This window comes from Fluviicola taffensis DSM 16823, from assembly GCF_943372375.1.
Lineage (GTDB): Bacteria > Bacteroidota > Bacteroidia > Flavobacteriales_D > Crocinitomicaceae > Fluviicola > Fluviicola taffensis_A.
Map to the genome: position 1 here is coordinate 201,386 of NZ_CALRYJ010000007.1, position 19,446 is coordinate 220,831.

12 protein-coding genes are annotated in these 19,446 nt (G+C 40.7%); 9 read left to right on the top strand and 3 right to left on the bottom strand.

Annotated elements, in window-relative coordinates; genetic code table 11:
* Positions 1–3: 3 nt before the first annotated feature.
* Together AAG807_RS11830 and AAG807_RS11835 are read right to left on the bottom strand one after the other, a co-directional pair.
* On the bottom strand, positions 4–1,698 hold the full coding sequence (locus AAG807_RS11830) for a DUF6029 family protein (RefSeq protein ID WP_341904008.1): 1,695 nt from the start codon (positions 1,696–1,698) through the stop codon (positions 4–6).
* A gap of 15 nt (positions 1,699–1,713) precedes the next feature.
* Positions 1,714–2,223, bottom strand: coding sequence for a TlpA disulfide reductase family protein (locus tag AAG807_RS11835; RefSeq protein WP_341904009.1), 510 nt, complete (start codon positions 2,221–2,223; stop codon positions 1,714–1,716).
* A 338-nt stretch (positions 2,224–2,561) separates the two neighbouring features.
* On the opposite strand from AAG807_RS11835, the gene AAG807_RS11840 reads away from it, so the two are divergent.
* Positions 2,562–3,323: a T9SS type A sorting domain-containing protein gene (locus AAG807_RS11840; protein ID WP_341904013.1), complete on the top strand. Its 762-nt coding sequence runs from the start codon at positions 2,562–2,564 to the stop codon at positions 3,321–3,323.
* Positions 3,324–3,426: 103 nt separating this feature from the next.
* Positions 3,427–4,200: a T9SS type A sorting domain-containing protein gene (locus AAG807_RS11845; RefSeq protein ID WP_341904015.1), complete on the top strand. Its 774-nt coding sequence runs from the start codon at positions 3,427–3,429 to the stop codon at positions 4,198–4,200.
* 112 nt (positions 4,201–4,312) lie between these two features.
* Here AAG807_RS11845 and AAG807_RS11850 read toward each other — a convergent pair whose 3' ends face one another.
* On the bottom strand, positions 4,313–5,008 hold the full coding sequence (locus tag AAG807_RS11850; RefSeq protein WP_341904018.1) for an NAD-dependent deacylase: 696 nt from the start codon (positions 5,006–5,008) through the stop codon (positions 4,313–4,315).
* A 124-nt stretch (positions 5,009–5,132) separates the two neighbouring features.
* On the opposite strand from AAG807_RS11850, the gene AAG807_RS11855 reads away from it, so the two are divergent.
* The 7 genes from AAG807_RS11855 (at position 5,133) to purQ (ending at position 19,445) form a co-directional block, all read left to right on the top strand.
* On the top strand, positions 5,133–6,920 hold the full coding sequence (locus tag AAG807_RS11855; RefSeq protein WP_341904021.1) for a T9SS type A sorting domain-containing protein: 1,788 nt from the start codon (positions 5,133–5,135) through the stop codon (positions 6,918–6,920).
* 121 nt (positions 6,921–7,041) lie between these two features.
* On the top strand, positions 7,042–9,306 hold the full coding sequence (locus AAG807_RS11860; protein WP_341904023.1) for an NADP-dependent malic enzyme: 2,265 nt from the start codon (positions 7,042–7,044) through the stop codon (positions 9,304–9,306).
* Positions 9,307–9,309: 3 nt separating this feature from the next.
* On the top strand, positions 9,310–9,888 hold the full coding sequence (gene ruvA, locus AAG807_RS11865; protein WP_341904027.1) for a Holliday junction branch migration protein RuvA: 579 nt from the start codon (positions 9,310–9,312) through the stop codon (positions 9,886–9,888).
* A gap of 40 nt (positions 9,889–9,928) precedes the next feature.
* Entirely contained in the window at positions 9,929–17,248 is a 7,320-nt protein-coding gene (gene sprA / locus AAG807_RS11870; protein ID WP_341904030.1) for a cell surface protein SprA, read from the top strand.
* Position 17,249: 1 nt separating this feature from the next.
* Entirely contained in the window at positions 17,250–17,693 is a 444-nt protein-coding gene (locus AAG807_RS11875; RefSeq protein WP_341904033.1) for a GNAT family N-acetyltransferase, read from the top strand.
* A 28-nt stretch (positions 17,694–17,721) separates the two neighbouring features.
* Positions 17,722–18,696, top strand: coding sequence for a hypothetical protein (locus tag AAG807_RS11880; protein WP_341904037.1), 975 nt, complete (start codon positions 17,722–17,724; stop codon positions 18,694–18,696).
* 62 nt (positions 18,697–18,758) lie between these two features.
* Positions 18,759–19,445: a phosphoribosylformylglycinamidine synthase subunit PurQ gene (gene purQ / locus AAG807_RS11885; protein ID WP_341904039.1), complete on the top strand. Its 687-nt coding sequence runs from the start codon at positions 18,759–18,761 to the stop codon at positions 19,443–19,445.
* The last annotated feature ends 1 nt before the right edge of the window (position 19,446 follow it).

A 19,446-nucleotide genomic window follows, 5' to 3' on the forward strand; every position in this document is an offset into this window, starting at 1 on the left:
TAATTAGAAACTTTGAGTTAACGAAACGGTCAAACCATTCGATGCCGGTACAAAACGACACACACCACCTACACAGAATAACCCTGCTCGTTGTCTACCATAATTCACCGTTATGCGAGTAGCATCTTTTATCCAACCAAATGATCCGATAGCATAATGTACGCGCAAGTCTTTATGTGGATTTCCATAATTGTATTGATCCATGAATCCCAGGAACCAATTAGGTGAAATGTTGTATTCTAAAACAACTGTCACCCAATCTCCTTTGTCCTCTGAAGTACGGTAGTTGAAACCTGCCATTTTTTTGTTGGCAGTAAACAAAGCTTGCACTTCAGCACGAATACTGTGTTTTTTATTGATTTTCCATCCTGCTTCCAAAACCCCGATGTGAGAGCTAATCATACCATTTGCATCCTCCGTGATTTTGGAGACATCATTGTTGATGATAATATTGAAATAAGAGGCAATTAAATAGAAATTTTTGTTCAGCTTGAAAGTAACATTCGCATTGATGTCCTGCCATAACAAGCTATCAGATAGGTCGTAAGGATTTCCTTTATACATGACGCGTGTTGAATCACCGGGTAGTCCATACCCCGAATAGTGTCTCATTGGTAAGTAGGCAGTGGAATAATTCACATTGATTGGAATTCCATATTTTCCTCCACCTTTTCCTTTAGGAATGGTATAAAGAACTTCTGCCTGAAATGCAACTTCTCCTAAAGGTTGTGTAGCATAAGGATAAAGCGTTGCAACCAGGTTATAGGTATGCGTTTTATTCATTGCAGGAAGGTAATTGATGAACAAATCCGCCAATCCTTTTGTTCTATCCGAACGATAACTCATGTTATCAACCGATTTTGCTGCCAATGAGATCCCCAATCCTTTGCGGGAATAACCCAAATTGATTAAAGCAGAATGTCCCGGATTGTAAATGTATCCGTTGTCCTCACTAGGGTCATTGTCTTTGTGCGTATATTCTCCATTCAGAGTGAACTTCTTGTAACGCAAACCGATTCGTCCGCTGTATGCAGCTACATTTTCAGGAAGGATATACAGGTCATTATCGTCCTTTTGGTATTTACTCATGAATGCACCACCAATGGTCACATCCAAGCCACTTGAATCCAATCGTGGGATCAATTCATTGATATGCAATTGTAAATCAACACCACGAGTTACACCACTTGATTTTTCTACCCTTCCACCTTGGAAAGCATAGCGTTGATTCCCGTATACTCCTTTTAACTGAACTCCCTTATAAGGTCTTAGGATCACCCGGGCACCATCCATGGCATTGTCGTAACCTAAATTCCGATCTTCATAAGCTCTGAAAATCGTTCCGGAACCGAATTGCTCATAAAAGTTACCAAGGGTTACATCGATGTAATTATTGGACCAACCAACATAGCGCATTCCGATACCAGTTCCATCGAAACGATTCGGATATCCGTTGATTCTTGGCAAGTAAGATTCAAATCGGGCACCGGCTTTAAAATGAGACCCGGAATAGAAGACATTCATGTATGAATTCAACAAACCTCTTTCTGCAGGTTGCGTTGCTCCAATTAACGGGTCGGCATTTAAGTATTGGAAGGTGGCTTCCATGTTTCCGGTGATGTTCCCTAATAAATTCGATTGTCCGAGTGCAGTAAGCGACCCGGACAATGCGCAGATTCCTAAAATCCAGTTTTTCATCTATAAAGTAGTGACTTATTTATTGACTAATTTTTTGATTTCTTCATACAACTTCTCTTCGTCTCCGGGAGCGTAGTTGTTATGAGAATAAACGATATTACCTTTTTGATCCACCAGGAATGTATGTGGAACATTGTTCACACCCATTGCACGTTTGAAATCTCCGTTCGGATCCATCAATACCAGGTATTCCCATCCTTTTCCGTCTACATATACCGGAACCTGAGCCTTTGTTTTTTCGTCATCGATTGTAACGGCAACCAGATTAACTCCAGTTTCTTCTTGCCAATCCGGATATAATTCGTGAATGGTATTCAGCTCACGCTTGCACGGTGAGCACCACGTTGCCCAGAAAGAAATGACAACCGGACCTTTGAAGCCCAATTCAGCAGTATTAACCGCTTTACCATTCATATCCACCAACTTTACAGAAGGAAGTTGTTTAACGATTAAAGGTTCGTGGTCTTGAGCCATTGATAAAGTAGAAACAACAAGTCCTAATAATAAGAACGCAATTTTTTTCATAGTTTAAATTTTAGCATGCACAGTTCAAGTTTCGTGCCGAATCCCAAAGATACCTTTTCCTTAACACAATTTTAAACATGTGTTATCGGATACTCTTGTATTCCTAAAAAATGTTAAGCTGAGCCAAAAAATTGTATTCCTAACGATCTCCAAATTTGTTAGAATAGAACCGTTTACTTCCGAAAAGGTGCACTTAACTCAAAAATCAACCCTTATTCACTCCTTTCGTATTGCTTTTTTAGGAAATAAATTGTATTCTTACGAATTAATAGCTTGATGGTGCACCTTGTTTGTATCGTATAGCTGTTATATATTTGTGAAAACTAGAAACTCATAATATGAAAAAAATATACTCTCTATTAAGCATTGCCTTATTAACTGCAACAGTCTCCACTGCACAGGTTGATATCCAAGACTATAACGGTGGGGCTCCGACTGGCCCTAATTTGAATGGAACAACCATTACGAAAACAGTAAGTGAGGACGAATTAGTTGTATTGGATATAGGAATTACGAATAAATCCGGTTCTGACAAGAATTTGGACATCACCCGATTGAAAATCGTAGATATGCCTGCTTGGTCTGCTGGAAGTCCTCCTGAACAAATTTGTTGGGCTCCAACTCCAGATCCGAATTTTGATGGAGTTTGTTTGATTCCGAATAGTAATCCTTGGACTACACCAAACGACTTTACTGTTCCTAATAATGGGTTGACTTATTTAAAATTCGATATCCATACAAATAGTGCAGGATCAATCCACTACCGTTTTTATGTAATGGATGGATCAACTAAAGTGGATTCAGTGGATGTTATGGTTACAACAACATTGGGTATTAAGGATACGAAAAAGAATGAAGAAATTTCCATGTCGATTTATCCTAACCCTGCAAGTTCTGTATTGAACATTTCTGCTCAAGGATTGGACGGAAACTACGATGTGAGAATGACAGACGTACTGGGAAAAGTAGTTTACAACGAATCAGTTGTTGGTACATCTAAGAAAGTAGACGTAAGTGATTTCAAAAACGGAGTTTACCTGGTTACAATCACTGAGAAAGGAACAGCTATCCAGACACGAAGAATCGTAGTTAAACATTAATATTATTACTGAATTGTAATAGGAAGGCTGGAATAATTTAATTCCAGTCTTTTTTATTTAATCACATCCATCCTAAATCGGATCATATAAATTCCTAATTGTTATGAAAAAAATATACTCTCTATTAAGTATTGCCTTATTAACAGCTTCAGTTTCGACTGCACAAGTTGACATTAAAGAATATAGCCAAGGCAGTGCAATCGGAAATAATTTGAATGGGACCATAATCTCAAGAGTAGTTAGCGATGATGAGTTAGTAATCGTTGACTTAGGCATAATCAATAAATTTGGTTCTGATAAAACATTGTCTGTTATGCGAGATAAGATAATTGATGTTCCAGTATGGTCGAATGGAAATATATCTCAAGGAATTCCTGCTGAACAAATTTGCTGGGGACCAACTCCAGACACGCTGTTTGAGGGGATTTGCATGAATCCGGATTCTGATCCGTGGACAACTCCAAATGATTTTATTTTGTATGCTAATGGATTGGCTAACTTGAAATTTGATATTCACACAACTGGTCCTGGAACAATCCATTACCGTTTTTATGTGATGGAAGCATCTACAAAAATAGATTCGGTGGACGTTTACTTAACAACAACGTTGGGACTTAAAGATAAAAAGTCAGAAGAGATTTCCATGTCGATCTATCCAAACCCTGCAACTTCTGTGTTGAACATTTCTGCTCAAGGATTGGATGGGAATTACGATATGAAAATGACAGACGTATTAGGTAAAGTGGTTTACAATGAAACGGTTGTTGGTTCATCTAAGAAAGTAGATGTAAGTGATTTTAAAAATGGAGTTTACTTGGTTACAATCACTGAAAAAGGGACAGCTATCCAAACACGAAGAATAGTAGTCAAGCATTAGGATTAACCTTAATAGATATTTAAAAGGCTGGAATCGTTCCGGTCTTTTTTGTTTGTAATACCTTGTTGTTTTTTAAATAAAACGATAATAATAAAAGCTCGCCGAGCCTTAATTATTCTAAACCAAAGATCTTTTTCAACTCCGAAACACTTTCAACAGCACTTTTTGAAAGGACAATAAAACTGGAATCGACTTTCAACTCCGAAGCTTTGGGATCAACAATAATTTTTTTGCAAGAATTTGACACATAATGGATTAATCCAGCTGCGGGGTAGACGTTCAATGATGTACCTATAACGATTAAGTAATCTGCATCAATCAAGTGATTAATAGCCTTGTCCATTTCCGGAACAGCTTCCCCAAACCAAACCACATGGGGGCGCAAGGTGTAACCCTCATCACACAAGTCATTCAAACTCAACTCCCAACCGTTTATCGGATAGTATTTTCGCTCCTGGTTTGGTCCGGAACTTTTTGAATAACGGATATTTCCATGTAAATGAATCACATGTTTGGAGCCACCCCGTTCATGTAGATCGTCAATGTTTTGGGTCACTATGACCACTTCATAGCCCGATTCAAGTTCGTGAAAAAACTGGTGTGCCGGATTTGGAAGAGACTCGATTACTTGTTTTCTGCGTTGATTGTAAAAACGTTGAACTAGTTCCGGATTGGTGTTCCAAGCCTCAGGCGTTGCGACCTCTTCTATGCGGTAATTCTCCCAAAGACCATTCGAATCCCTAAAAGTTGAAATACCACTTTCTGCAGAAATTCCCGCTCCGCTTAAGACCACAATTTTCTTTTTCATCATCCTAAATTACAAAAAAAGCCTTCTTTTAGCATTCCAATTTAATGATTCATTTACATCATTTTATCATTGGATTAAAGTCGCGAAAAAAATTATATTTGGTTTCGTAATAAATCAATAAAACATGAAACAGTCATTACTTTTAATGGGAGGAGTGTTTGCAAGCTCTTTAACAATGTTTGCACAACAAACTCCGGTTTCCCAAACACCTTTGAACAAAAATGCAGTTCTTGAAGAACTAACTGGTATCCATTGTGGATATTGTCCGGATGGACACAAACGTGCGAATGATATCGCTACTGCTAACCCGGGACGTGTAGTTTTGGTTAACGTACATGCTGGTGGCTATGCTACTCCAGGTGCAGGTGAGCCGGATCTAAGAACTACGGATGGAACAGCTTTGGACGGATTTTTTAATCCTGAAGGATATCCTGCAGGAACGGTTCAAAGAAAACCGTTTGGTGCAGAAACTTTTTTAGCGACTAGCCGTGCAAACTGGCAAACTCAAGTAAACTCTACATTAGCAGAAGCTTCTCCAGCGAATGTTGCTATGGATGCTACAATTGATGCTACAACTCGTCAATTGACATTGCATGTAGAGATTTACTACACAACTCCGCAAGCTTCGGGGACAAACCATTACCTGAATATCGGGATGTTGCAAAATGACTTTGAAGCAATTCAAACGAATTACGGTAACTACAACCCAACGGCAATTTTGCCAAATGGTAAGTACTTGCACCAACACATGTTCCGTGGATACCTTAACGTAGGTGGAACTTGGGGAGAAACAATCGATGCTTCTCAAACAGGTGTAATCACTAAAACAGTTACGTATACTTTGCCTGCAAGCATCAATGCAGTTGATTTGAACATCGGAAAATTGCAGTTCTTTGCAATCTTGCATACAGGACACAATGCTTACAATACAAGTACAGTTGTTACAGCTGCTGAGATTTCTCCAACATATACGAATGTTCCAAATGCTACAGCAAGTGCTAACAGCATCGTGAACACATTCAATGTATGTGACGGACAATCAATCACTCCAATTGTAAAAGTAGACAACTCTGGTTCTGCAATTACATCTATCAACTTCTCAACTTCTGTTAATGGTGGTACAGCTGTACCTTTCACATACAACGGAAACATTCCTGCATTTGGTTCTCAAGAAATCACATTGCCTGCAATGGTTGTGAACGCTATTGGAACAAACAACGTTCAAGTAACAATCACTTCTGTAAATGGTGGAGCTGGTAACATTGGTTCAGTTTCTGTTGTGACAAAACCAATCACAATTGCATCTGTTGCAGATGGATTGAATGCAGTTGTTAAAATGACAACGGATCGTTATGGAGCTGAAAGTACATGGAAATTATTCAATTCTTCTAACGTAGTTGTAGCACAAGGTGGACCTTATACAAATGCAACTGCAAGTGGAACTTTTCCTCAACCGGATGTTAATGTAACATTGGTCTCTAATGAGTGTTATAAAGCGGTTGTTTACGATTCTTATGGAGATGGATTTGATGCTGGAACTGGAAACGGGGACTTTAAAATCCAGGTAAATGGAGTTTCTGTTGCTACTATCCCGACATTCTCTTCTGGTGCTTCTATCGAAGATGCAATGAAAGTAAGCGCTACGGCATCTATTAGCGAAGCTTCTGCTGAAATCGCGATGGCTGTTTACCCTAACCCTGCTTCAGGATTGGTAAATGTTAGCTTCGAAGGAAAAGGTGATTATTCAATCTCAATCTTGGATGTATCCGGACGTACTGTTGCAACACAAGTTGTTACTGCATCTGGTTCAACTACTGTTGAGATGCCGATCAATAACCTACAAGCTGGAAACTACTTTGTTTCTGTTGCTAACGGAGGTTCATCTTACACTCAAAAATTGATGGTGAAGTAATTCACAGATAATAATTTGGGAAAGCCCGGGCATTTATTGTCCGGGCTTTCTTTTTATCCGAACTTTTGGTGCTCTTGTAGTAAGATTTATTAACTTTATCGCCCCTTACAATCTTATTTATATGGCAAAAGTTCGCAAACAAGACGCGTTAGATTATCATGCTTCCGGTAGACCGGGAAAAATTGAGGTTGTCCCAACAAAACCTTACGCGTCCCAACGTGACCTGTCTTTGGCATATTCTCCCGGAGTGGCTGAGCCATGCCTGAAGATTGCTGAAAATCCGGCAGACGTTTATAAGTACACCAGTAAGGCAAACCTTGTTGCCGTAATCTCTAATGGAACAGCTGTTCTTGGATTGGGAGACATTGGTCCATTGGCTTCAAAACCCGTAATGGAAGGGAAAGGGTTACTCTTCAAGATTTTTGCAGATATCGATGTGTTTGATATTGAAATTGATGCAAAGGATCCGGAATTGTTCATTCAAACGGTAAAAGCAATTGCTCCCACTTTTGGAGGAATTAACCTGGAAGACATCAAAGCCCCGGAGGCTTTTGAAATAGAACGCCGATTAAAGGAAGAATTGGATATTCCTTTGATGCATGACGATCAACACGGAACTGCAATTATTTCTGCTGCAGCTTTATTGAATGCCCTGGAGCTTGCCAAAAAGAGAATAGGAAAAGTTAAGATTGTTATCTCAGGAGCCGGAGCTGCTGCAATTTCATGTGCCAAATTGTACATGGCTTTGGGTGCATCGGTGAACAATATCTTCATGTTCGACAGCAAGGGATTGATCCATGCTGAAAGATCTGATTTGGATGAGATGAAGCAGTTATTTGCTACACACAAAAAAGACGAAACTTTAGAAGAATCCTTCAAAGGAGCGGATGTATTTATAGGTTTATCAAAGGGAAATATCGTTTCGAAAGAAATGATTGCGGCAATGGCTAAGAACCCGATTGTTTTTGCCTTGGCTAATCCTGATCCGGAAATTTCCTACAAGGATGCCATGGCAACACGCAATGATATTATCATGGCGACCGGGCGTTCCGATCATCCTAATCAGGTGAATAATGTACTTGGATTCCCGTTCATTTTTAGAGGAGCTTTGGATGTTCGAGCTACGGGAATCAACGAAGAGATGAAATTGGCTGCGGTAAAGGCAATTGCTAACCTTGCAAAGGAGACAATCCCGGAAGAAGTCATTGAAGCTTACGGCGAAAAACACATTTCCTTCGGACGCGATCAAATCATTCCAAAACCATTGGATCCCCGTTTGATTTATCATGTTGCACCAGCGGTTGCGCGTGCAGCAATGGAATCCGGAATTGCAAAAAATCCGATCACGGATTGGAATGAGTATGAAATGATTCTCAAAAAGAGATTGGGACTCGATAATAAATTGGTCCGTAACCTCACGACAAAAGCACAAAGCAATCCGAAACGTGTTGTTTTTGCTGAAGCGGATAATGTAAAGATCTTAAAAGCTGCTCAGAATACTTCTGAAGAAGGAATATGTATTCCGATCTTATTGGGAAGAAGAAAATTGATCGAATCGCTGGTTGCGGAATATTCGATCGAAATTCCGGATATGATCATCATCGACCCGAAATCCGATACGGAGAAAATGCGCCGACAGATCTATGGAAAAGCATTCTTCGAAAAACGCAAACGCAAAGGAGTAACGGAATACGAAGCCATTCAATTGATGCGTGAGCGAAATCATTTTGGCGCCATGATGGTGGAAATGGGTGACGCAGATGCAATGATTTCCGGTTTGACAAGAAATTACAGAGATGTTGTTCGTCCTGCTATTCAGGTCATCGGTTTGCAAAAAGATGTGAAGACCGTTGCCGGAGTTTATATCCTAAACACCAAAAGAGGTCCGATGTTCCTTGCAGATACGACCATCAATATGAACCCAACTGCAGAACAGATTGCGGAAATCACATTCAATGTTGCACGAACACTGCGAAAACTGAAAGTGACACCGAAAATTGCCTTGTTGAGTTATTCCAATTTTGGTTCTGCACCTGGCGACGATTCCGAAAAAATGGCTGAAGCAGTGAAAATTTTGCATGAAAATCATCCGACATTGATTGTTGATGGAGAAGTTCAGGCAAACTTCGCCTTGAATAACGAATTGATGAATGAGAAGTTTTCTTTTTCCCAATTGGCTAATAAAGAGGTGAACACCTTGATTTTCCCAAATCTTTCTTCCGGAAATATTGCATACAAATTGTTGCAGGAAATCACAGAAGGAGATGCAATCGGACCAGTATTGGTTGGACTGAAAAAATCCATTCATGTGTTGCAGATGGGATCCTCGGTTCGCGAAATCGTAAATATGGTAAAAGTTGCAGTCGTTGATGCACAAACAAAGTAATTCATGATAGCACACCTTAACGGACGTTTAATAGAGAAAAATCCTACCAACTTGATTATTGAGTGTGGTGGTGTCGGGTATTTTGTGAAAATATCTTTGAATACTTTTTCAGCGATCGGAAGTACCGAAAATGTAAAGGTATTGACACAACAAATTATCAGGGAAGATGCACATTTGCTGTTCGGATTTGCCACTCCTGAAGAACGGGATGTGTTCAATTTCTTGCTATCGGTTTCCGGAATCGGACCGAACACTGCCATTCTGATGCTTTCTTCCATGTCACCAAATGAGATTGCGAATGCAATACAAACGGAAGATGTACGTTCTATACAAGCGATAAAAGGAATTGGGGCAAAAACAGCCCAACGAGTTATTATCGATTTGAAAGATAAGATGTTGAAGGTGGAATGGAGTGATGCAACAAATATTTTTGTTGGAAACAATACAAATCGATTTGATGCGTTAACTGCATTGATTTCTTTAGGTTTTGATAAAAAATCTGCTGAAAAAGCAATTGAAAAAATTGCCACCGGAGATGAATCTGTGGAAGAATTAATTAAAGGGGCACTGAAAATATTATAAACACTTGGAAAAAATTTTGAACGCTAACTACACAAGAGTGATGCAACTGTTTTCTACGGTTGTTTTCTGTTTTGTATCGCTTGTATTCTGGGCCCAACCGGATACTTCGAATCAATTGCCATTTCCTATCAATAACCCATTGGATCCGACTCAAAACAATACTCAAACCTTTGATTTGGGTGATCCGACCGGAGTAAAGAAAAGTATCGTTTTTGATCCGGTCACAGGGAAATACATCTTTTCTGAAACGATGGGTAATTCCAATCTGAATTATCGGAATCCATCCATGATGACACTTGAAGAGTATCTCGAATACGAGCGTCAAAAATCATTGAAAGAAAATTGGAAAGATAAGATCGATCAGCAAACAGAGGAAGACAGAGCACTTGAGTTTCCAATCAAGATTCCATCAAAAGTATTTACCAGTTTCTTCGGATCCGATGAAATCACGATTCGTCCGCAAGGATCGATCGAATTGGCATTCGGTGTCAATACATCGCGTTACGACAACCCGATTTTACCTGTAAAGCAACGAAAAATTACCCGCTTCGATTTCCAGCAACAGATTCAGATGAACTTGGTTGGACAAATTGGAACGAAATTGAAATTGAGCGCAAGCTATAATACCCAAGCGGCTTTTGACTTTGATAACGTAACGAAATTGGGTTACTCAGGGGATGAGGATCAGATCATTCAGCGAATCGAGTTGGGGAATGTCAGTTTTCCTTCGTTCGGTGCATTGATCCCGGGATCACAAACTTTATTTGGGGCGTATGCAAAATTGCGCTTTGGGGATTTGACTGTTGATGCAATCGGTGCATCTTCAAAAGGGAAGAGAACAGAAATCAATATCACCGGGAAAGCACAAATTCAACCTTTTGAAGTAACTGCTGATAATTACGAAGCAAACCGACACTATTTCCTGAATTTATTTTTCCATGACCAATACGATGCTGCGATGGCTCAGATGCCGAACGTGGCTTCTGAAACGTATGTTACTAGAATGGAGGTTTGGGTAACCAACAAGATAAACAATACGGAAAACTCGAGAAACATTTTGGCGTTCTCGGATTTGGGGGAATCTCAAACGCAGAATTTGGTGGGCGCTACGCCTGGTCCGGGTCCTACTATCATATCCGGATCTCCGATGCCGAGCAATGGATCAAGTAATTTGTATGCCTACGTTTCAGGGAATCAAGCTATCCGTGGATTCAACGGGGCTGTTGCAGAATTGTCATCTCAGACTTCTACTCCCGGACCATTCCAACAAGCGGTTGAATATGAAAAAGTAGAAAATGCAAGAAAACTAAGCGAATCGGAATATACCTATAATGCATTATTGGGATTCATTTCCTTGAGCCAACCGTTGAATAACGATGAGGTATTGGCTGTTGCTTACGAATATACCTACCGAGGAGAAACAAAACAGGTAGGGGAATTCTCCACAGACGGTGTTGCTGGTCAGAATGCCTTGATATTGAAATTGTTGAAGCCAACCATTACTAACCCGACATTGAAGATTTGGGACTTGATGATGAAAAACATCTATTCAATCGGTGCCTACCAAGTGGATCAGACAGGTTTCAAGTTGAATATCTTCTATAATAATCCGGAAACATCCGTTTTGGCGCCTATTTTACCTTATCCTGGATTGAATGACAAACAAATCATCACCTTGGTTGAGATGGATCGTTTGAACGTCAATAATCAACAATTCTCGGATGGATTATTCGACTTTGTACCAATCATGTACAATGGTCAGAAAGCGGAAACGGGTGGTACGATCAATACCAAGAATGGACGGGTGATGTTCTCCACTAATGAACCTTTTGGTCAGGTGTTGAAGCAAAAGCTGATGAGCAGCAATCCTCCAATGTCTGAAGCGATTGCAAATACCATTGCTTATACCGAATTGTATGATTCGACAAAAACCGCGGCACAGCAGATTCCAAGTAAAAACCGCTTCACATTTAAGGGAGAATACCAATCTTCTGTTACATCAGACATTTCACTGAATGCATTGAACGTTCCGGAAGGAGCAGTTAAAGTAACTGCCGGTGGAATTCCGATGGTGGAAGGACAAGATTATACGGTGGACTACAACTTAGGTCGTGTAAAAATTCTGAACACAGGTGTTTTGGAGTCAAATACGCCCATCAAGATTTCAATCGAAAGTAATTCGGTCTTTGGCTTCCAATCCAAGTCGATGGTCGGGACCCATCTCAATTACCGGTTCAATAAGGATTTCAATATCGGAGCGACCTGGTTGAGGATGATGGAGCGTCCGGTAACTCAGAAAGTGGATTTTGGAAGTGAGCCGTACAAGAATAACGTGATTGGTTTTGATATCAACTATAGAACAGAATTACCATTCCTGACCAAGTTCATTGATTTGTTGCCCGTTCTGTCCACAAAGGAGAAATCATTCATGACTTTCAAGGGAGAATTTGCCCACTTGATTCCGGGAACGCCTAAAGCGATTTCAAAAGCCGGGATTTCATACGTGGACGACTTCGAAGGCAGCCAGAGTACGATTGACCTTAGAACACAAAGTGCATGGAGAATTGCATCGACTCCGCAAGGACAGAATAATTTGTTCCCGGAAGGTTCTTCAAAAAACCTGTCCAATGGATTTAAGAGATCAAAAATTGCCTGGTACCTGATCGATCCGCTTTTTTATGCTTCAAATAATTTGACTCCTCAGCACTTAAAAGACGACCCAAGTTCACTTTTTGACAGTCGTATGCGTCAGGTCCTTCAAACCGATATTTTCCCGAATCAACAGTTAACTTACGGATCCATTCCAACAATCCAGATTTTGGAATTGGGTTACTATCCGAAAGAACGTGGAATGTATAATTACGATACCTTGCAGCCAATTAACCCGGATGGAACCTTTACAAATCCGGAAGATCATTGGGGAGGAATTATGCGTTCGCTGACTACCAACGATTTTGAGCAGGCAAATGTGGAATACATCCAGTTTTGGATTTTGGATCCGTTCAATGACGATGCAATGCTGGCAACGCCTAATTTAACGGGTGGGGACTTGTATTTCAACTTAGGAAATGTTTCAGAAGATGTATTGGCGGATTCCAGAAAAAGTTTCGAGAACGGAATCCCACCATATGCCGGTGCGAATTACCCGGTTGTTATCACTCCTTGGGCAAAAGTGTCCACCCAACAAGTTGTTGTGAATGCATTTGACAACGATCCGAATTCAAGAGTCAATCAGGATGTCGGAATTGATGGATACAAATCAACGGAAGAGGTTGCATCCTATTCAGGATATGTGAATTGGGTTCAAAACTCAGGATTGGATCCGGATGTACAAGCCAGAATGATTGCCGACCCGTCGACGGATGATTATAACTTCTACAGAGATGATCTTTATGACCAGCAGCAATTGAACATACTTCAACGTTATAAAAAGTATAACGGAATGGAAGGGAATTCCGCTACTACAGAGATGTCGAGTGGAATGAATCCTAACGGAGGAGGTTATCCGACTCAGGCGAGAAACACACCGGATCTGGAAGATATCAATCAGGATAATAACTTATCTGAATCGGAAGCATATTTTCAATATAAGGTGAGCTTGCGACCAGCTGATATGGTTGTTGGTAAGAATCACATCACAAGTGTCGTTACTTACACACCGGCTTCAAACCCGAATAAAGTAGAAAGATGGTACCAATTCAAAGTTCCAATCAAGGAGCCGGAGAAAATCATTAACGGGATCCGTGATTTCAGATCGATTCGTTTTTTCCGCATGTTCATGAAGGATTTTGACGATGAAGTGATTGTTCGTTTTGCAAAATTGGAATTGGTTCGTGGGGAATGGAGAAAATACCTGTTGGATCTGATGCAACCGGGAGAAATCATCCAGGTCGATCCAAACCTTACAACATTCAACATCGGAGCATTGAACTTTGAGGAGAACAATGAGAAATCTCCAATCGGATATCAGATTCCTCCGGGAATTCAGCGTGAAATTGACCCGTCTCAGCCACAACAACGCCAGATGAACGAACAAGCCCTAACATTGGATGTTTGTAATCTGCAAGACGGTGATGCAAGAGCTGCTTATAAGAATGTTCAGTTTGACGTTCGTACATACAAGAAATTGAAAATGTATGTTCACGCCGAAGAAATTACTGCGAATTCATTGCACGATAAGGATGTAACCTTATTTGTTCGTTTAGGAACCGATTTCGTGGACAACTATTACGAATACGAACTTCCATTGAACCTGACTGCCTGGTATACGAATAATGCAGATGATATTTGGCCGGAATCCAACAATATGGAAATTGTGTTCCAGGATCTATTGGACTTGAAAAAACGCAGAAATGATTTACTTGGAGGCGGAGGAGTTGCGGCCAATGTGGAATATATAATTCAGGATCCACAGAATGGTGATCGACGAATTAAAGTAAAAGGAAGTCCGAACTTACAAGGGATCAAGACCATCATGATCGGTGTTCGCAATCCGGCTAAAAATCAACCGTCTCCTTGGTCGGATGATGGACTTGCCAAGTGTGTCCAGGTTTGGGTCAACGAGTTACGCTTAACGGATTTCGTGGATGATGGCGGATCGGCAGCAATTGCCCAAATGACTGTTCAGGCAGCAGATTTCGGTAGTTTCTCCTTATCCGGTAATTACTCCGGTGTCAATTGGGGAGCAGTTGATTCACGTGTTCAGGAAAGACAAAGAAATCAAAAGATCGGAATGGATTTCCAGACAAACATGCAGTTGGGTCAATTCCTTGGAAATAGAATCAAACTTTCTGTTCCGTTTTTCTATGGGTATTCATTAGGAATTATCAACCCGGAATACGATCCGTTCAATCCGGATATCAAATTGAGTTCTTATGAAGCAGGGCAAAGAAAAAGTATTGCTAAAGTTGCGCAGGATTTTACCGAACGCAAATCATATAACTTCCAGGGTGTCCGTAAGGAAAGAGCTGCAGGTAAAACAGCACATTTCTACGATGTTTCCAACTGGACGCTTGGATATGGATACAGTGAAAGTTTCCACCGGGATTTCAATACCAATTATGATCGAACGAAACAATGGAAAGGGAGCTTAGCTTACGCTTATTCGTTTGAAAACAAGCCGTTTGAACCGTTCAAGAAAACCAAGTTCATGCAAAAGTCCAAGTGGTGGGGATTGTTGAAAGAGACCAGTATCGGGTATTTGCCAAAAACACTTGGATTTACAAACGATATCCAACGAAATTACAATGAACGCCAGATCCGTAATACGATTGACACCTCTGCGACCGCATTCCAGTATAAACCGGTTTATGTCAAGAATTTCCAATGGAATAGAGGGTATCGTTTAGGTTGGGATTTGACTAAAAACCTGAAGCTTACATTCAATGCAAACAACCGTGCAATTTTCGATGAGCAGGATGGAGAAGTGAATCGCAAAGGAAATGACACCTTGTACCGTCAGTTCAAAGACACGATCCGCAAGCAGTTGGGAACATTTGGAAAAACCATGGATTACACCCATGATTATACCTTCTCCTACAACGTGCCATTCAACCTGATTCCTGCTTTGGATTGGTTGACAGGTAATATGAAGTATACAGGAACATATAACTGGCAACGTTCACCATTAGGACAGGAGAATTACGGAAATATTGTTCAGAACAGTAGAACGGTCAATGCAACGCTTCAGGCAAACATGACCAATTTATATAACAAGATCCCATTCTTTAAGAAAGTGAATACCGGTGGCAATGGTGCTCCAAGAACTATAACGCGACAAAAAGCAGGTGGTGCGGATGAAAATGCAAAACCTGAGGATAAAGGCAAGGAACCTGTGGTGGAATTAAAACCGCCAAAACCGTTGGAAGAGATGACCAAAAAGGAACGTCGCCAATGGGAACGCAAGAAACGCAAACACGAACGTCAGCAGAAGCGCAAAAAAGAAAACAAGGTGAATCCGGTAGTAGGATTTGGAGCCCGTTTGTTGATGAGTGTCCGAAACGTTTCAGCAACTTATAATCAAACGGATGGTACATTGTTGCCTGGATACAACCAGCAAGCCAGAATGCTAGGATTTAATCCTGCGTTCAGTTCCGGAATGGCCGGCTTCATTTTCGGGCAACAGTCGTATTCGGTTACAGGTAAGGAAACAGGTTATAATTTTGCTCAGTCAGCTGCAGACAGAAATTGGTTAGTGGAGAATCCGGCATTGAACCGCCAACACACACTGACGCACAATCAAACGTTTACCGGTCGTGCGACGCTTGAACCGATGAAAGATTTTACTATCGATTTGTCAATGAACAGAACGATGTCAGAGAACACCAATGACTTCTTCCGTTACAATGATCAAACTTTTCAATTTGAATCACAAAGCCGTTTCCAAACATCCACGCTTTCGTACTCTACGATTTCCATTGGAAGTTCATTTGAGAAATTGTCAGCAGGTTATGAATCGGCGAACTTCAAGCAGATGAGAGAAACCACTAAGCAGGTTTCCGAATTGTTGGCTAGCGGGAATGCAAATTCTTCCGGAACTACAGGTGGTTACCGGGATGGATATAATATTTCTCAGCAAGAGGTCGTGATTGGCGCTTTCCTATCATCTTATACAAATGGAAAAGTGAACAAGCGTTCTGTTAATCCTTTTAACTCCATGCCTTTACCAAACTGGACAGTGAATTACAATGGCTTGGCTAAATTTGAAAAAATGAAGAAGTTGACGAAAAACTTTGTCATTCGCCATGCTTATTCTTCCACTGTGACATTAGGACAGGTACAGTCAAATCTGAATGCGACATTCGACCAAAACGGCGGGGCAACTGCACGTGATTTGAACAACAACTTTATTGCGGAAAGAAATATTCAAACAGTGACGATTTCAGAACGTTTCTCTCCATTGATTGGGTTTGATGCGACATGGAACATCAAGAAACAAGGATTGATCACGAAGTTCGAGATTAAGAAAGACCGTTCGTCGACACTTTCATTGAACAATAACCAGGTGACTGAAGTATTAGGAAATGAGATTGTCATTGGTGCAGGGTACAAATTCCCTAAGGTAAGATTGCCATTCAGAATCGGTAAGAACAAACCTGAGAATCCATTAAACATCCGCTTCGACTTTACATTCCGCGATAACCTGACTGTGATCCGTAAGATTGTTGAATCTACAGAACAAGCAACTGCCGGGCAGAAAGTGATTTCAATCAAGTCATCGATTGATTACAACATCGGAGCGAATCTGATGGTTCAGTTCTATTACGATCAGGTAATTACGAATCCTAAAATCGCGACATCTTATCCAACTGGTAACATGAGTACGGGTATTCGATTCCGCTTTAACCTTGGAGGTTTGTAAGATGAACATCCGTGCGGCGAAAATAGGCGACGAAGAAGCGATTCATGGGTTGATTTCCGAACTGGCACTTTATGAGAAAGCTCCCGACGAGGTCACAAATACGGTTGAAAGATTAAGGGTTGATTTATTTGTTGACCGGGTATGTGAGGCTTTGGTTGTGGAAAACGATTCACAGGAAGTGGTTGGATTTGCTTTGTATTATCAATCCTATTCCACTTGGAAAGGAAGATGCCTTTACCTGGAAGACTTCTATGTGAAACCGGAGTTTCGCAGGGGTGGAATAGGTTCCAGATTGTTTACTCAAGTTGTTGAAATTGCGAAAAAATGGGATGCAAAACGAATGGATTGGCAAGTCCTGGATTGGAATGAACCGGCCATCGAGTTTTACAGAAAACACCAAGCTATTTTAGATCCTGAATGGGTGAATGGTCGTTTATTTTTTTGATTCTAAATTTTAGAATTAAATTCGCCACATGATATTGCGCCCTTTTTTGAGTAATCGCCCATTAGTCTTGTTACTATTGGTTCCAATCATTGTTGGATTTCAACTCCTGAATGCACAGTTTCATTTCCATACCCTGATCGAACATGTCGACCTGGGTCTTTGGGGGAAAACAGATTTTCTTAGTTCCTGGTGGACGTCCATCTTCGCTTCTGCAATTGTGATGATCAACGCGATCCAGTTGAACTTTCTATTCAATCAACACGAATTTCTGGACAAGAACAATTACGGACCTTCCTTATTCTATGTGGTCCTGATGAGTTTTTCCCATTCCTTTTACCAAGTCGATGCGGTGTTGATTTGTCATTTGTTTTTGCTTCAATCGGTGCGTTTGCTGTTCCAATTAAAAAGCAATGAGACAAATTTCACTTCAGCTTTCAATAGTGCATTTTTCATTGGGTTATCGGCTTCATTCCTTCCGCCGAGTGCGGCATTGATCATCCCGTTTTGGTTTTCAGCCTGGGCTTTGCATCCATTCAGTTTCAGACAGTGGCTTCTGATGATCATCGGATTTTTGATTCCCATCGGAAATGGTCTGACCTATTGGTGGATTTCTGGACACACTATTTCCACCCGGATTTTGCGCCATTCTTCCCTCATCAAATATGAAGATGTATTTTTCTATGGAACGACGGCGACCATCGTCATTCTATTCTTACTGAGTATTATCGGGATTCAGATCCGGGTGCGTGTAAGTAATATCCGCTTTAAGAAATTGAATCGTGCATTGGTGTGGATTTTGGTTGGAACCCTGCTTTTAGGAGTTGCAGAAATCATTATTTATCAACAGTCCGAATGGGTGAGCATGCTCTTTATCCCCTTGAGCTTCTTCTTCACTTTCGCCTTTATTCATCGGATCTGGCAAAAGGTGGCGAGTATCTTTTTCTACCTGACTCTAATTATAGCTGTTGCTAAATTTTTCCTCATTTCATACATGGTTGTCTAACTAGATTGACTAACTTTGTTGCCATTCATGAATTGGCGGGCTTCCGTCGCAAAAATAGATCAATGAAATTTGGTGTTGTTACCTTTCCAGGTTCCAATTGTGATGAAGACATGGTATATGTCCTTGAAACAATCATGGGCCAACAAGTAGAACGTTTATGGCATAAAGATACCAGCTTGAAAGGGGTGGATTTTGTAGTTCTTCCCGGTGGATTCTCTTACGGAGATTATCTGCGTTCAGGAGCAATTGCAAAACTTTCTCCGATTATGGGTGAGATTATGAACCATGCAGACAAAGGTGGTTACGTGATGGGTATTTGTAATGGATTCCAGATCTTAACGGAAAGCGGGTTATTACAAGGAGCTTTATTGCACAACAACAATCAAAAGTTCATTTGCAAGAACGTATATCTGAAACCGGCAACTTCCAACAGTGCCATTACAAAAGGATTGGATGCAGCAAAAGCATATAAGATTCCGATTGCACATGGAGAGGGAAGATTCTACGCGGCAGATGACACAATGAAATCCATTTTGGATAATGATCAGGTATTGTTTCATTATGTGAATGAAGAAGCACAAGTTTCAGATGTAAGTAATCCGAACGGATCACTGCACCACATCGCGGGAATTTGCAACCCGGGAAGAAACGTGTTTGGAATGATGCCACATCCGGAAAGAGCTGCGGATGCAGCTTTGGCAAATGAAGATGGAAAACGTTTCTTTGAATCAATATTGAAATTCTGTTAAT

Bases quoted from the DNA above. Each gene is read 5' to 3' on its own strand.
- AAG807_RS11860 (WP_341904023.1), top strand. From the start codon at position 7,042: ATGGCAAAAGTTCGCAAACAAGACGCGTTAGATTATCATGCTTCCGGT.
- purQ (WP_341904039.1), top strand. From the start codon at position 18,759: ATGAAATTTGGTGTTGTTACCTTTCCAGGTTCCAATTGTGATGAAGAC.
- AAG807_RS11880 (WP_341904037.1), top strand. From the start codon at position 17,722: ATGATATTGCGCCCTTTTTTGAGTAATCGCCCATTAGTCTTGTTACTA.
- sprA (WP_341904030.1), top strand. From the start codon at position 9,929: ATGCAACTGTTTTCTACGGTTGTTTTCTGTTTTGTATCGCTTGTATTC.
- AAG807_RS11850 (WP_341904018.1), bottom strand. From the start codon at position 5,008: ATGAAAAAGAAAATTGTGGTCTTAAGCGGAGCGGGAATTTCTGCAGAA.
- AAG807_RS11840 (WP_341904013.1), top strand. From the start codon at position 2,562: ATGAAAAAAATATACTCTCTATTAAGCATTGCCTTATTAACTGCAACA.
- AAG807_RS11830 (WP_341904008.1), bottom strand. From the start codon at position 1,698: ATGAAAAACTGGATTTTAGGAATCTGCGCATTGTCCGGGTCGCTTACT.
- ruvA (WP_341904027.1), top strand. From the start codon at position 9,310: ATGATAGCACACCTTAACGGACGTTTAATAGAGAAAAATCCTACCAAC.
- AAG807_RS11835 (WP_341904009.1), bottom strand. From the start codon at position 2,223: ATGAAAAAAATTGCGTTCTTATTATTAGGACTTGTTGTTTCTACTTTA.
- AAG807_RS11875 (WP_341904033.1), top strand. From the start codon at position 17,250: ATGAACATCCGTGCGGCGAAAATAGGCGACGAAGAAGCGATTCATGGG.
- AAG807_RS11845 (WP_341904015.1), top strand. From the start codon at position 3,427: ATGAAAAAAATATACTCTCTATTAAGTATTGCCTTATTAACAGCTTCA.
- AAG807_RS11855 (WP_341904021.1), top strand. From the start codon at position 5,133: ATGAAACAGTCATTACTTTTAATGGGAGGAGTGTTTGCAAGCTCTTTA.